This is a genomic window from Sphingomonas sp. H160509 (assembly GCF_024124765.2).
Classification (GTDB): Bacteria; Pseudomonadota; Alphaproteobacteria; order Sphingomonadales; family Sphingomonadaceae; genus Sphingomonas.
In genome coordinates this window covers 74,387-88,448 of the sequence record NZ_JAMXSR020000001.1, presented here as the reverse complement: position 1 = coordinate 88,448, position 14,062 = coordinate 74,387, and the positions used below count along the sequence as shown (strand labels likewise).

Genomic DNA, 14,062 nt, shown 5'->3' with positions numbered 1-14,062 from the left:
GCCGGCACCGCGAAGTCGCGGGCCGGCAGTGAGGCTGCTCAGAATTGAACCGTCGTGCCGCTATTCGGCCGCGACGATCTCGTTCACATCGTCATCGTTCTGGTGATCGAGTTCGATCTGGGCGCTGCCATTCGTCTCGACCCCGTCCGTCCCGACATCGTCCGGGCCGGCACCGACCAAGGCGGCAAGATCGCCTTCGTCGGTGTCGTCGCTGTCCGCCTCGATCAGGTCCGCGAGATCGCCCTGCGCGCCGTCGTCTTCGCTCTCACCCCCGACGACAGTGTCGCTGAAGCGCATCGCGGTCGGCACCCATTTCAGGGCAGCTTCCTTGACGTCGGTCTCGACGATCGCTTCGCCAGCGAAGAGCTTCTGGCAGGATGCCGAGATCTCGGTCTTCTTCTCGCTCGCGTGGCGGCTCGACAGCGCTGGGCCTCCGACCTCGTGAAGCAGCGAGATCAACGACCCCTTGGAAACCCGGTCGAAGAAGTTCTCCGACGTCGGGCGCCACCAGCTGGCGACATCGACCTCGAGGATGCTGGCCATGCGGCCGTGGAGCGGGTTCTGGCGATTGGAGCCGTAGGACTCCTTGGCCTCCAGCGACGTCGCGACGATGTACGCCAGCCATGCGCCCTTCACCTCGTCGCCGAGCGCGCGGAATGCCTCGAACCGCATGACCTTGTTGTCGGACTCGCCCCACGATTCATCGAGCCCGTCCCGTACCTCGGCGAGGTAGTCGCGCGCGCGCGATCCCGGCATGTTGGTCGACAGGATCGGATCCTGCGGGGCATGGGCGCTGATCGTCGTGCCGTCGTTTGACGAGGTGCCGCGCCGTGCATCCACCATGGCGAACAGCATATAGTCCAGCGCGAGTCCGGGGCTGGCGATCAACGACGCCGCCAGGACATCGCGACGCTGCATCGCGAGCTGGTCGCTCAGGACCTGGCTGAGTGCCTTGCCGCCCGGCGCTGCGTTATCGGGGTCGACCTCCTTGGGACTGCCCGCCGTCACCGGCGTCGCCGCGCCTTCTTCGATGCGGAAGGTCGGCTCTGCCCGGACCCGTTCCGAGCCCTCGCCCTCGCCGTCGGCGAGCCCGTCGTCCGCCTCTTCGGTCTCCCCGTTATGACCTTCGACCGGCTCCGGTTCGACCACCGTCACGCGGATCGGCGTTTCGCTGTAATAGGTCTCATCCAGGACCATCGTACCGGTCTGCGACAGCGTCAGAAACGCGCCGACCCGCGACACGAGTTCAGCGGGGAGTACCGAGGGGCGGCGCTGTAACGCTTCGAGTTCCTCGCCAAGCGTATCATGCTCTGCGTCGCAAGCGGTGAACGCCTCTTCGGAAAGCTCGTCGTTCTCCATCTCCTGCTGCAGTTCGCCCATGCGCTGCTCGATCTCGTCTACGCGCTGTGCCTCGGCCGGCGACATCGGCTGGACCGGCAGGGCGATGCGGTGGAGGCTGCGGGCCGCATCCCAGGTGCTGTGGCTGGCGACAGGCCGGATCCACGCAAGACCACGTTCCTCGCCGATACGCTTGGCTTCCGCTTCCATCATCGCGGCCGCGAGGGTCTGTGCGATCTCGGGGTTGGTCCAGCGCTCGCCGGCGTTGCTGAACAGGTCGCGGTCGACGACGCCGCCTGCGGCCTCGTAGGATTCGACGCCGACCAGGAGCGCGATCGGATCGTTGGCCCGCATCGTGTCGTTGGCGATGACGCGACGGATGGCGTCGGCGTTGTAGTGAACCATCGAGCTATAGGTCTGCCAGACGCGCAACTGACGCTCGTGACTGCCGGTCGAGGCGTAGGCCTTGGCCATGTCGAGGGTCAGCTCGCCGTTCGCGAGAGCAGAGAAGATCGGCTCGGCAAGATCGGCCAGGCGGAGCCGACCGTCGATGAAGCGGCGGGTAACGCCAAAGCGCTTGGCCACAGCGTCGATATCGGTGCTGCCGTTCAGGAAATGCTGGAAGGCGCGGCATTCCTCGGCCGGGCTGAGCTTCATGTGATGGAAGCTGACCGCGAGCGAGGTTTCGGTGAGTTCGGCATCGTCACCCTTCAGGACACGTACCGGCACGTCATACTCGTCGGGATTGATGACGCCGCGAGCGACCAGCATGTTGAGCGCACGCCAGCGCCGGCCGCCATCGAATACCTCGAACGTCCCGCGTGGCCGCGAGACCGGCGTAACGAGCAGGTTCTGGAGGACGCCGCGGGCTTCGAGGTCGGCTGCGAACGGCTCGATCTGCAGCGATTCATCAGGGGCGGTGCGGACGTTGCTGGCCGAGAGGCGGAGCTTCGAGAGTTTCACGGACTGGATCATGGGAAATCACCCTTCGTTTCTGAGCATCCGATTTCTTCGGACACCATCTCCCTCCCCCTTCTCTCTCCTTGCCGCTTTGGATAACTCGGTGCAGCTCTATGATATTGCTGGAGTAAGTATTGTCTGAGATCGCAATCGCACTATCTAGCATCGATCCCCAACAGCCTTCGATCTACGTCCGGAAATATGATGACTGATGATACCAACTCTATCGAACTCGCAACTGAGCTGACCATTGCGTGGTTGAGCAATCCAAATACGCGGACATCGGCGGATGATGTCCCCGCCTTTCTGCAGTCGATGCATGCGGCTGTCTCCAAGCTCGGCGGTGAGCAGAGCGTAGATGCTCCGGAAGCGCCCGCGCAGGAGTACACGCCTGCTGTGACTTCGCGAAAGTCACTTGCGAGCAAGGATCACATCATCAGCATGATTGATGGCAAGCCTTACAAGACGCTGCGCCGTCATCTCGCTACCAACGGTATGACCCCGGCGGAGTACCGCGAACGGTATAATCTCAAGGCGGATTATCCCATGGTTGCGGAAACCTACAGCGAGCCGCCGCGCGCCATGGCCAAGAAGATCGGTCTGGGTCGTAAGCCCGGCCAGACGGTTCAAAAGGCCGCTGAACCTGCCGCTGCCAAGCCACGCCGTAACACGAAGCCCGCGGTAACGGGCGACGCTGAATAGCCAGGTGTGAGGATCAGCGCGTGGCAGAATACCATGCGCTGAGACCTCCAGCGGTTTCACGTCCATGGGACCAGAACACGAACGTAAGTTGCGTTTACGCTAGGGGCGAACGGTAACAATGGGTGAAGAGCGGTCCGTTCGCTTTGGGAAGGAAGGAAGGTAGGATAGCTGCCGTCGAGTGACGTTGCTGGCTTTCTCGAAAAGGATGGTCTTTTGAGAAAGGATGCTAGTTGGCGCTTACGGGAATTTGGATAAGGATCGCCCCGTTTTACGCTACAAGACACTCTGATCGAAGTTGGTTAGGACCGCGCAACACGTCCGTTTTAGCTGTCTGCACACGGCGTTAGTTGCCAAGCGTGTTGCGCTAGATCGGGGCGCTTAGAGTCCTAAACCGGAGGTTTGATCAGCCCCTTCAGCTGCTTTTGGAGCGCCGCGCTGCCCAAATGCGATTGCACATGATCGAAACCCTCCCGCCTCAACTGAGTGCGGATATCCGTTATCGAGCGCGCTTTGCCGCTCCGCGCGATCTCGAATGCCCGTTCGATGATTGTCATCGCAAAGCAGTAACACGGCCAATCTACCAAGAGGACCGTTTTGGTACAGGGAAACAAATGTTACTTCACGAGGGGGCGTTCTGCCGAACGTAACGTTGAAGGGACATGCGCCATGACCCATTACGCGCCGCCTATGATGCGGGCTTGAAAAGTGGCCTGGACAAAGGCTTCCCGAACGCCTGCCCGTTCGCCGGCCATGAAGCCATGGATCAGCGTTTTGCCTGGCTAAGTGGGTTCAGCGTCGGGAAAATTGTCCGGGCCAAAGACGCTTAGTCGTATATTCCGCGTCCGCGCTCTCATTAGGCGATGCCAAGTTCACGATCAGAACAATCTATGTGTCTAACAACCGTGCTAACCTTGATTATGGTGTGCGTCCTCATAACGAGTATATTTGTTGCAGAAACAGTGTCGTAGGCTGTTAAACTTGCTTGCGGAGGGAGCAATGGGAGCGATCACGGATCAACAGTATTACTTGATGCGCGTGCAGCAAGAACTCGACATGGCGGCGCTGGCTACTGACCCCATTGTGAAATCCCTGCATCTGAATATGGCGGCAGAGTATGCTACGTTGCGCGAGCGGGCGAATGCGGAAATTTCGAATGCAGAAAATGCCACCAGTGACTGATTTACTGGCACTAGCTCGGAGCCTGGACGCGCTTATCGCGTTTGCCGATCAGGAGGGAGACTTTGTTCTTGCCGCCACGCTAGACGCTGCGCGGGTGCAATTTTCCGAGCGGTACGGGCCGGCTAAAGGCTGATTTGATTTTCGCGTGTTCTGTCGGGCAATAAGGGGGGCTGCAAATCGGGAGTGTCACGTGGATAAGATGGATCGCGCGAGTACAACAGCAGACGCCATATTAGAATTTCGACGTATACGATCCGAGATACTACCGCCCGAGTTATTCGCTGAACCGGGCTGGGATCTGCTCCTGGAACTGTTTGTTGCAGATGCCAATGGACGTCGCCTCACCGCACGCGACGTCAGTAATCGAAATAAAATACCGCCTACGGTACTATCCCGTTGGCTCATTCACCTTACTCAGATTGGCTTCGTTGTCGGTGACGGGGATGGCGATCTTGACGATCTGTTGACGCTTTCGGGCAAGGCGCTCGAAGCCATCGAAACGGTTTTGGCCAAGGCTGATGAACTGCGAGAAGCCGTCGAATAAACATTCCCGAAATTTGATAGACATCAAGAACGCCCACGCCTTCTCGCTCGCCCCGTCCCAATCGACCGCTCGTGCCTATCCACTTACGGCTTCAAACCGATTGATCGCCTGAGGATGAAGGTAACCAGGGTCGAACTCTGCAATCCGTGTCAGGGCAGCCAGGTCGAGGACGGTGACCTGGCCTTTGCGGATCTCCACGACCTGTTCTTTATGAAGCTGCCTAACGACGCGGTTAATATGAACTGCGGTGAGGCCGAGAGCTTCGGCAAGATCGACCTGGGTCAGCGGCATGGCGAAACGACCAGCGTCCTCGCGATCGATATTGCGCATCCGCTCGCGAAGCTCACAAATGAGGTGGGCCACTCTCTCCCGCGCTGTTCGAACGCCCAGACTGACGATCCAGCTTCGCAGCACACCTTCATCGACCAATGTCGCCCACCACAGCGCCCGCACAATTGCCGGACGCGCGCGGGTCAGCTCGTCAAACTGAGAGCGGTCGACATAGGCGAAGGTCGTAGCGGTAATGGCGCCGATAGCGTGATCCATCTTGTCGAGTATGCCGACGTGGAGATCGCAAAAGTCTCCTGGGAGCAACAGTGCAGTGATTTGCCGTTTGCCGTTCTTGAGAATTTTGTACCGGCATGCCCAGCCATTGAGAATGAGGTGGACGCGGTCCGGTCGATCGCCGTCGCGAATGATATCGCGGCGTGCAGCAGTTTGACGCACGTCCTGACACAAAGCCTGAAGAGCGGCGCAGTCGTCGCGTGAAAGCGTCATGACACGCGACAGCTTGGCGATGAGCGGATTGATCCCATCGAACATGCCTGGCTCCATCAGCGGTGGTAACGAGACGTGATCGCCAACCGTTGCGGGCGGAACCGATGTGCTCTTGGGCTGCGTGTCGAGGCACTCGATCACTGTGGCGAGATGCGCGGCTATCAAAGGTTGATCGTGGTGATCGAGTACATCGAGCAAATATTTGAGTTGCGTTCGCGTGCTCCTCAGCCAGATTTCAGATATTTCCGTCATTGCCGCCATCTTTTATGAAGAGGAAATTTTCGTTCTCTCTCGGCACTTAGTGGAAACTAAGCCCATTTTTCTATCTTATCATTATCCGCTATTCAAAGATAACATATGATAAGCAAGCGTGAAGCTTGCAATGTTGCAGATAGAAATCAACATGATAGCCATGAAAATATGGCTGACCACATCGATTTTTACCAGTCAACACGGACTTATTTTATCAAACATAGATCAGTATCGTTGGATAGCTTCATCAATTTTCGCTAACGGTTATATTGTTTGCGGTTTTACGTAATCTTGTCGATCAACGCCCCATATTAGATGAATATGAAACGTTACGGCGTACGATAGCGTTTGTAGGGGCGTTAACCCCTCATTCCCGTGCCAAGGGCATGGCGATGTCCGCTAGGAGTGATAGGTGAACGAAGATATCGGCGCCGATTTGGCGAACGGTGATACGGCAGGTCCACAAGGCCTCACCGCAGTTCACCAAGAGACCCTGAGGAAGATTGCGGACGATGCCATGCATGCTACGGATGCGTACGGCGCGTTCGTTTGCGAGATCAGCGGTGGCACGATGTCGCTGATCGCCAGGAGTTCCGGGCAGTCTGCCGATCTCGTTCAGCCGGTCGTCGGATCGATGGACACGCGCGACGTTACCATTCAAAAAATCGGCTTGCCACCAACCCTGATTGTCGGGTTCTCGGGACCCGAGGGCGGCGATATTCGCTTCGCTGCGATCGTCTCACTCGTCAGAGACGTTCCAACCTATCTAATCCTGGTCGACAAACGACAGCGCAAGAATCTCAGCCTTGCCCAGGTCTATACCGTCCGGGCGCACGCCGCGCATTTATCGACCATTCTTAATCTACAGTTTGTACGAAAAGGGGCCTGTTCGAGGGATCCGAATGAGCGCGGCTTCGATATTGAGCGGCTCCGCCTGTTGGAATCCGTTGCCGTACATGCGCGCGATTCCATTATCATAACCGAGGCCGAACCCGTCAGCCTGCCCGGTCCACGCATTCTCTACTGCAACGCAGCGTTCACCCGCGCGACCGGATATCTGCCGGAAGAGGTTATCGGCCTGACCCCACGTATTCTGCAAGGGCCTGACACCGATCCCGTCACCCGGGCAGAGCTGCGATACGCACTCGAAAACTGGCAGCCGATCGAGGTCGAACTGGTCAACTACCATAAGGACGGTAGCACGTTCTGGGTCGAGCTCAGCATTGTCCCCGTTGCCAACGAGAAGGGCTGGTATACCCACTGGGTTTCGGTGCAGCTCGACATTTCCGAACGTAAAAACGCAGAGGATCTAGCGATCCGCGTGCGCGTCGCCGAAGGACAGAATGTCGCCTTGGCGACCGAGATAGTCGAGCGAAAGCGTGTTGAAGCTGAACTCCTATATACAGCATTCCATGATGGACTGACGCGGCTGCGGAACCGTGCGTATTTCATGAACCAGCTTCAAGCGGCCCTTGAACGCGAAGCATCACAAAGCGGCCAGACCTGCGCGATATTATTTTTGGATCTGGACCGCTTCAAAATCGTGAACGACAGCCTCGGACACGTTCATGGCGACGCGCTCCTGCGCGACGTTGGCCAGCGCCTAAAGCGCAGTGTCAGGCCGCAAGATACCCTCGCCCGGATCGGCGGTGATGAATTTGCTATTCTGATTGAGGATACGGCTGGGCTGGCGACGGCTGTAGGGGTTGCCGAGCGCATTCTCGAAGCGATGCGAACCCCACTTCAGCTCTCCCACCAAAGCGTTTTTCCATCCGTCAGCATTGGGATTGCCCAGTCGCTGGGCCGGGATACCTCGCCGGATGATCTTCTCCGCGATGCCGATATTGCGATGTATGAGGCTAAGCGTGCCGGGCATGGCGATTACGCCATATTCGATCCCTCGATGCACCGAATGGCGGTCGAACGCCTAGCTCTCCAAACAGACCTTCGCATTGCCGTTCAACAAGGCGACTTTCATCTCGCGTATCAGCCGATCGTTGATCCAACCACCGGAACAGTCTCGAGCTTTGAAGCGCTGCTTCGGTGGGATCATCCCAAGCTTGGGTCCATTGCGCCATCCGACTTCATACCTGTTGCTGAAGAAATCGGAATAATCCGCGAGATCGATCGATGGGTCATGATCGAGGCCTGTACGCAGCTTAAGAAGTGGCACGTCCTTCAGGGTCGCTCGACGCTGAGAATGAGCGTGAACACCTCTGCCGCAGAGTTCGTTGACCCCACCTTCCTGGCGGATCTGTCCAATATTTTGACGTCATGCGATCTACCGCCGGAATGCCTTGAACTGGAAATAACAGAAGGCATATTTTTGCATCCTTCTCCTCAAGTCGCTGAGATCATCGCATCTATCCGCCAATCTGGCGTCCGGATTGCTCTCGATGATTTTGGGACAGGGTTCTCGTCATTGAGCTACATCAGTCGGTATCCCATCGATACCATCAAGATTGATAAATCGTTCATTGACGAAATCAGTACACGTAAAAGTACATATGCCATCGTCGAGCTGATAATGGGCTTAGGAAGAGCCCTCAATCTTAGTATCATTGCCGAGGGTGTTGAAACCGAAGATCAGGCAGAAAAGCTTGTTGCTGCCGGATGCACCGCTACTCAAGGATACCTATACTCTAAACCACTATCCGCAGAATATGCCAGCGACATGATACGGCTGCGTGATTTATAGTTTTTGATAACGATCGCCGCGCCGAATATGTTCGGAAAACGCCCCATGCATTTAATGCTAATCAGACGACTGGGATACACTTTATGGATTTTCCATGGAACGAGGAGGCGACCTTGGTTCGCCTGTTGAAGGTTGATTTCGCCGATGATCAGTCCAGCGAAATACTGTTCGAGGGTCCGTTGATAGTAGTAGCTAGGAAGGTACGTGATATGAAAGTAGTCGAACGCCGTGGCTTGCGGCTATCATTGCCTAATCGTCAGGTCCGTCCTCATACATTCCAAGATGACGCATTATCCGCCTTGGTCGAGAATATCCCACGTTGAATTTGCTGCCGTCTATTTGTAGCATAGGGTGAAGTTAGGTCACCGCGTATCATCGTCAGAATTTAGTAGAAAGGGGCAAGGCATGATAGCGCCGTTTCAACGTGTGCGGCAACTAAGGTTGCGCCATTTTCATCTAATATGGCTAGTAGTTCTGACAGTCTTGCGCGCGCTACTTCTTCCCATTGGTCAGCGTTATAAGGCACGGCGATTTCTCCAACTAAGGGCAAGGCCGCTCAACACGCGCCCGTTCTGGCCTCTTGATATAGATCAAATCAAAAAAATAACCTAAATCATACCGGTGCCCGCTGAGTGTACTTCAAACCCGGAACCACTTTTGACTGTCTTACGGGATGATGAGTTCGTCCGGACAGACTTTAGCCGAGCGCTCGCCCGGCCGGGGAAGCCTGGCCATCAATATGTATTTCCCACAGAATTAGATTGTCCGCGTCAGTGATCGAAACGCTCCATGGACGCGAACCCCAAAACGCTTCAGCCGCGTCTTTCATCATCTGCCCACAGGTCGCGATCCCTTCGCGTCGTGCCTCGAGATAGCTCGCGCATTCGTGGCCCTCGTAATCGGTTGTCCGAACGTCTGTCTCTGTGTTGGAAAAAGAAACGGGGCATAAACACTCCAGCGCGCGATCAACGGGACCGGCTGCAACCTCGTTATATATCAACGGTCTATCGCTCACCTTGATGCAAAGCGCATTTCAACAGACGAACGGCTCGATATGCGAAGTGCCAAAGCCGCTTGCTCCATCATTATTCGGTCGTTTCGAGCTTTCTCAAAAGGGAAGGTTCAGCGAGATAGCCGGGCAGTTTGAGCCGATCGCCTGCATCACGACCGACCGGCTTTCTCGAAACCTGTTCCCAAATGAGTTTTCCCAAAATTGCCCGTTGGACATGGAGAAACGGGACGCGTCGCAAACGAGGGTTTGCGTGACGATCGCTGGTCCTGTTCGATCGTAGCCGATCCATGTCACGCAACCCGTCACTCGATCTATGTGCTGCAAAGCGCTCAGGCTTGGCGTACGATTCTAACATCCTCTCACCGGTCCCCTTTCAGGACGCGGCCGAGCACCGTCTCGGCATCGGTTGCCGGCACGAAGACGCGGGTCCGGTAGGCGATGATCTCGGTGAAGCAGCCGAGCGATTTCAGCCAAGACAGCTGCGAGGCGGGTGCGTCCACGATCTCCACCCTCGGGTTGCCGTTCACGATCGAGCGGCGGAGCGTCATCGGGAACGGCCGCACGACGTCGACGCTGCGCCCTGAGAGAACGGAACGTGCGATCGCGTCGACCGGCAGATCGTCGGTTTTGGCGATCCCGAGCTTGGTGTAAAGCTGGACGACGTGCTGGTCGAACACGAGACGGCCTAGCCACGAATTGCCATGGGCGTCCGCGATACGGTTCACCGCGAGATGGTCCGACGGCAGCGCCGACCAGATTGGCAGCAGCAGGCCGGTCGCCAGTCTGATCGTTTCGGTATCGACCTGACCCGCCGCCTCGGTGACCTCCGCGCTCCATTTGGCCTCGAAGGTCTCCCGGTCGACAACGTCCCATGCCGTTTCCAGCAGATCGGCCTCGCGCAGATACTCCCGCCTGCAGGGACGCTGCAGTTCGATGCGGGCGATCGGCTGGCCATCGTCGTCCATCCACGACCGTGCCCGGGTCCGGAGCGCGACGCGCCCCGACCGGGCGTTTACCACGAACGCGACGTCGTCCTGCCATTTGGCGAGGTCGAGGATACGTTCGAGCGAGATGGGATTCTTGCGGCGGGCGATCTCGATCGTGAGCAGGTGCGAGGTCGCGCCCGACAGGGGATCGGTGCGCAGCAGCGTGTCGTCGAGGACCGTCGCGGTATCCGCGGTGATCGTCTCGACGCCGACATCGAGCGTGCCGGCTTCGCGAGCTGCTGCGACGCGGGTTTCGACGAGTGCCAGGAGTTCGTCGAAGATCAGGTTCTGGAGCCCGATCGGCAGCGCAAGCAAACGGTTCAGCCAGCGCTGGATTGGCGGCAGCTCTTCCTTCAGGACGCCGTCATTGTCGTGCAGCTCGAGGCCGGTGCGCGAGCAGAAGTCGTCCATCGTCGTGCTGGTCAGCTTGCCGCCATCGAGGAGCGCGAACCATGTCAGGAGTGCATCCTTGGCATACTCACTTTCGAGATTGTCGGCTGGATCGAACAGGTTTTGCCCGCCGGTCTGCCGCTGGCCGCGCGTGAGGGCGCCAAGGCTGTCGAGGCGCCGCGCGATCGTCGAGGTGAAGCGCAGCTCGCCCTTACAGTCGGTGGTCACCGGCCGGAACAGCGGTGTCGTCGCCTGATGGGTACGGTGCGTGCGACCAAGCCCCTGGATCGCGCGATCGGCACGCCAGCCGGGTTCGAGCAGGAAGTGGGCGCGCTGCTGCTGGTTCTTGGCATCGAGGCTGGCATGGTACGAGCGCCCGGTGCCGCCAGCGTCAGAGAACACCAGCACCCGCTTGGTGCCGGCCATAAACGCCGCGGCTTCGACCTGCGAGGAGCGCCCTGAGCGGGTCTCGATCTTCTGGCGGCCGTCCGACGTTGGTACGAGACGCCGCGAGCGCCCCGTCACTTCAGCCACCATGTCGGTGCCGAAATGCTCGATCAGCGCGTCGAGTGCGGATTTGATCGGAGGCAGTGCACAGATGTGCTCGAGCATCTGGTCGCGGGCCGCGAGCGCGTCGGGGTTATGGACCGGGTTGCCGAACTCATCGCTCATCGGCGCCGAGCGCGCGGTACCGGTGTCGTCGGTATAGGTCTGCATCTGCCGCGTCGGGAACGCCCGCATCAGATAATCGGCAATATACTCGGTCGGTGACAAATCTATCGTCGGATCCGCACGCTCGTCGGCCGACATCTGGGCCAGGCGTCGATCGAGGATCGCCTCGGCGGTCGTGACCAGCTGCAGCACCACCGACTGGTCAGCCTTCAGATGCTGTTCGACTGCGGCGATGACCGTCGGCAGCTTCATCGAGAGCAGGACCTGCCCGAAAAAGCGCTGCTTGGTTGATTCCAGCCGTGAGCGTGCCGAGGCCTTCGCACCGCTATTGAGCGTCGTCTTTTCGAACCCGTCGACGACGCCGGTCAGTTCCAGCGCCTCTTCCATGTTCTGGTGAATGACGCTCCAGGCCGTGGCATAGGTGTCGTAGATCTCGATCTGCGACGGCGTCAGGGCGTGCCGCAGCACGTCGTACTCGACGCCGGCGAAGCTCAGTGCGCGCGAGGTATAGAGACCGAGCGCCTTCAGGTCGCGCGCCACCAGTTCCATCGCTGCGATCCCGCCCTTGCGAATTTCGGCAATGAACGCCTCGCGGTCTGCGAACGCGGTGTCGGGTCCCCACAGGCCAAGCCGCACTGCGTAGGCGAGGTTGTTCACATCGGATGCGCCGGTTGCCGAGGCGTAGAGGACCCGGGCGCCGGGCAGGTTGTTCTGCAGCAGCACGCCGCAAATGCCCTGCTGGGATCCTTCTTTTTTGCCCATGGCACCCTCGCCCCCGGCGACGCCGCCCATCTCGTGCGCCTCGTCGAAGGCGATCACCCCGTCGAAGTCGGAGCCTGCCCAATCGAGGATCTGCTGCAGGCGGCTATGGTCGGAACGCATCGAGCGCAGCGTCGGGTAGGTGACGAAGAGCACGCCCTCGTCCAGTTTGATTGGCTGGTCGATCTTCCAGTTGGATATTGGCTGTACGTCGCCCGACATGCCACCGAGCGCCGTCCAGTCGCGACGCGCATCTTCGAGCAGCGGTTCGTTCTTCGACACCCATATATGCCGGCGACGACCCTGTAGCCAGTTATCGAGTATGCACGCCGCGACCTGTCGGCCTTTGCCCGCTCCAGTACCGTCGCCCAGAAAGAAGCCCTTCCGGTAACTGCTTCCCTCGGGATCGATGGTGAGCCCAACGCCCTCCTTGGCAGGCTTGAATGACCCGGGGAGCAGCTGACCCCAAGCATGGCCCGCATAGACCACGGTCTCGAGCTGCGATGAGGACAGCATCCGCTCCGTCACCGTGCGCTCCGGAAGGTGGGCAATGTGTGTGGGGATCGGTGCGGGTATCGAGCCCATCGCCACTGATTCCACCAGCGCGGTCGGGTGGTCGCCTGCGACGTCGAACACGATCCGGCTTGGCCGGTAGGGCAGATAGCAACCAACCTGGTCGGCCAGAGGTGCGGCCGTCGCTAGCGTTCTGTAGCTGACCGGCAGTACGTTGTTGCGCACCGGTGCATGGTAGGTGCGAGCAACCGTAGCCTTGGCTTGCCGCGCCGCGCCGAACAGGCTGGGTTTGGGCACCGGTAGTGCCGCTATCGGGGTATCAGCCACCAGCGAGGCTCGCGGCGGGATGGTCACGGCGTCGAGGAAACCCGCTACCGAACTGCGCTGAATGACAGTGTGCGAGGTGCCGCCTGCTACCTTGTCGACGACGTAAAGTCGCACCGCGATATCGGTGCCGTGCTTGCGGTAGCAATGCTCAAGCCGCAGCGAGGTGCGAACCGTGCAGCCGGTCAGCACCGCCTCATAGGCCGCTTTCAGGCGTGCGCTTGGCGCGAACCAGTCGGGCATGATCGCTACCACCCGGCCGCCCTTTGCGACCCGCCGGATCGCCGCCTGCAGATGGCGAAGTGCGGCAAGATCGTCGGCGCCGCGACCGACGCTGCGCGAGAAGGGCGGATTCATTATCACCACTGTCGGCTTCGGCAGTCGCGCGTGCAGGCTGACCAGCGCCGCGCCGTCGTGACCGGTGACGATCGCATCCGGGAAAATCCCGGCGAGGCGGTCGCGACGTTTCGTGTCGATTTCGTTCAGCTGCAGGCTGGCGCACGCCGGTGCCTGGACGATCAGCAAGCCGTTGCCGGCGCTGGGTTCGAGGACGATGTCGTGCGGACCGATCGCGGCCATCAACACAGCGATCGCCGCAATATCGACCGGCGTCGAGAATTGCTGGAGGTCGATCTGTTCCTCGCTGCGCACCGTCTGGGTCGGCAGCATCGCCATGATCGCCGACGCCTGTGCCACGTCCGACATGCCATTGAGCTGGTACGGCTGCGACGCGAGATGGAGCGCAATGCCGTGTTCGAGCATCTCGAAGCTGTCACGCTGCGTCCAATGCCCGTCTGCGTCCGAGCCGCCAAAGGCCGCTGTCATCGCCTCGTTCAGATCGCGGCGGGCGATCGGCGTACCCGATGCCAGCAACCCGGCAATTCTTGCCGATGCGCTGTGATCGGTGACGGGCGGAAGATCGAGCAAATCGAACATGGCAGGTTCCCTCAGGTTGC

Annotated in this window: 10 protein-coding genes; 5 read left to right on the top strand and 5 right to left on the bottom strand. The window is 59.3% G+C overall.

Going from position 1 to position 14,062, the window contains the following annotated elements; all coding sequences use genetic code 11:
• Positions 1-60: 60 nt before the first annotated feature.
• Positions 61-2,313 (bottom strand): ParB/RepB/Spo0J family partition protein, encoded by a 2,253-nt coding sequence (locus tag NHF48_RS00455; protein WP_253069895.1) that lies wholly within the window; start codon positions 2,311-2,313, stop codon positions 61-63.
• A gap of 189 nt (positions 2,314-2,502) precedes the next feature.
• On the opposite strand from NHF48_RS00455, the gene NHF48_RS00450 reads away from it, so the two are divergent.
• Positions 2,503-3,000 carry a MucR family transcriptional regulator gene (locus NHF48_RS00450; RefSeq protein ID WP_253069894.1) on the top strand — a complete coding sequence of 166 codons (498 nt, stop codon included), beginning with the start codon at positions 2,503-2,505 and terminating at the stop codon, positions 2,998-3,000.
• 386 nt (positions 3,001-3,386) lie between these two features.
• On the opposite strand, the gene NHF48_RS00445 is transcribed toward NHF48_RS00450, so the two are convergent.
• Positions 3,387-3,554: a hypothetical protein gene (locus NHF48_RS00445; RefSeq protein ID WP_253069893.1), complete on the bottom strand. Its 168-nt coding sequence runs from the start codon at positions 3,552-3,554 to the stop codon at positions 3,387-3,389.
• Positions 3,555-3,659: 105 nt separating this feature from the next.
• On the opposite strand from NHF48_RS00445, the gene NHF48_RS00440 reads away from it, so the two are divergent.
• The 3 genes from NHF48_RS00440 to NHF48_RS00430 all read left to right on the top strand — a co-directional run bounded on the left by NHF48_RS00440 (position 3,660) and on the right by NHF48_RS00430 (position 4,723).
• Positions 3,660-3,827: a hypothetical protein gene (locus tag NHF48_RS00440; RefSeq protein WP_253069892.1), complete on the top strand. Its 168-nt coding sequence runs from the start codon at positions 3,660-3,662 to the stop codon at positions 3,825-3,827.
• A gap of 169 nt (positions 3,828-3,996) precedes the next feature.
• Entirely contained in the window at positions 3,997-4,179 is a 183-nt protein-coding gene (locus tag NHF48_RS00435; RefSeq protein ID WP_253069891.1) for a hypothetical protein, read from the top strand.
• Positions 4,180-4,369: 190 nt separating this feature from the next.
• A complete protein-coding gene (locus NHF48_RS00430; RefSeq protein ID WP_253069890.1) occupies positions 4,370-4,723 on the top strand; it encodes a hypothetical protein in 354 nt (117 codons plus the stop codon).
• 75 nt (positions 4,724-4,798) lie between these two features.
• On the opposite strand, the gene NHF48_RS00425 is transcribed toward NHF48_RS00430, so the two are convergent.
• Positions 4,799-5,761: a Crp/Fnr family transcriptional regulator gene (locus NHF48_RS00425; protein WP_253069889.1), complete on the bottom strand. Its 963-nt coding sequence runs from the start codon at positions 5,759-5,761 to the stop codon at positions 4,799-4,801.
• 403 nt (positions 5,762-6,164) lie between these two features.
• Between NHF48_RS00425 and NHF48_RS00420 the strand changes: the two genes are divergently transcribed.
• Positions 6,165-8,450, top strand: coding sequence for a putative bifunctional diguanylate cyclase/phosphodiesterase (locus NHF48_RS00420; protein WP_253069888.1), 2,286 nt, complete (start codon positions 6,165-6,167; stop codon positions 8,448-8,450).
• A gap of 697 nt (positions 8,451-9,147) precedes the next feature.
• Here NHF48_RS00420 and NHF48_RS25620 read toward each other — a convergent pair.
• Positions 9,148-9,465 carry a DUF6894 family protein gene (locus tag NHF48_RS25620; protein ID WP_446741092.1) on the bottom strand — a complete coding sequence of 106 codons (318 nt, stop codon included), beginning with the start codon at positions 9,463-9,465 and terminating at the stop codon, positions 9,148-9,150.
• 356 nt (positions 9,466-9,821) lie between these two features.
• Entirely contained in the window at positions 9,822-14,042 is a 4,221-nt protein-coding gene (locus tag NHF48_RS00415; protein WP_253069887.1) for a strawberry notch-like NTP hydrolase domain-containing protein, read from the bottom strand.
• Positions 14,043-14,062: the final 20 nt, after the last annotated feature.

What these genes read in the sequence shown, in the direction of transcription:
- NHF48_RS00450 (WP_253069894.1), top strand. Translation starts at nt 2,503, where the DNA reads ATGACTGATGATACCAACTCTATCGAACTCGCAACTGAGCTGACCATT.
- NHF48_RS00455 (WP_253069895.1), bottom strand. Translation starts at nt 2,313, where the DNA reads ATGATCCAGTCCGTGAAACTCTCGAAGCTCCGCCTCTCGGCCAGCAAC.
- NHF48_RS00415 (WP_253069887.1), bottom strand. Translation starts at nt 14,042, where the DNA reads ATGTTCGATTTGCTCGATCTTCCGCCCGTCACCGATCACAGCGCATCG.
- NHF48_RS00425 (WP_253069889.1), bottom strand. Translation starts at nt 5,761, where the DNA reads ATGGCGGCAATGACGGAAATATCTGAAATCTGGCTGAGGAGCACGCGA.
- NHF48_RS00435 (WP_253069891.1), top strand. Translation starts at nt 3,997, where the DNA reads ATGGGAGCGATCACGGATCAACAGTATTACTTGATGCGCGTGCAGCAA.
- NHF48_RS00445 (WP_253069893.1), bottom strand. Translation starts at nt 3,554, where the DNA reads ATGACAATCATCGAACGGGCATTCGAGATCGCGCGGAGCGGCAAAGCG.
- NHF48_RS00440 (WP_253069892.1), top strand. Translation starts at nt 3,660, where the DNA reads ATGCGCCATGACCCATTACGCGCCGCCTATGATGCGGGCTTGAAAAGT.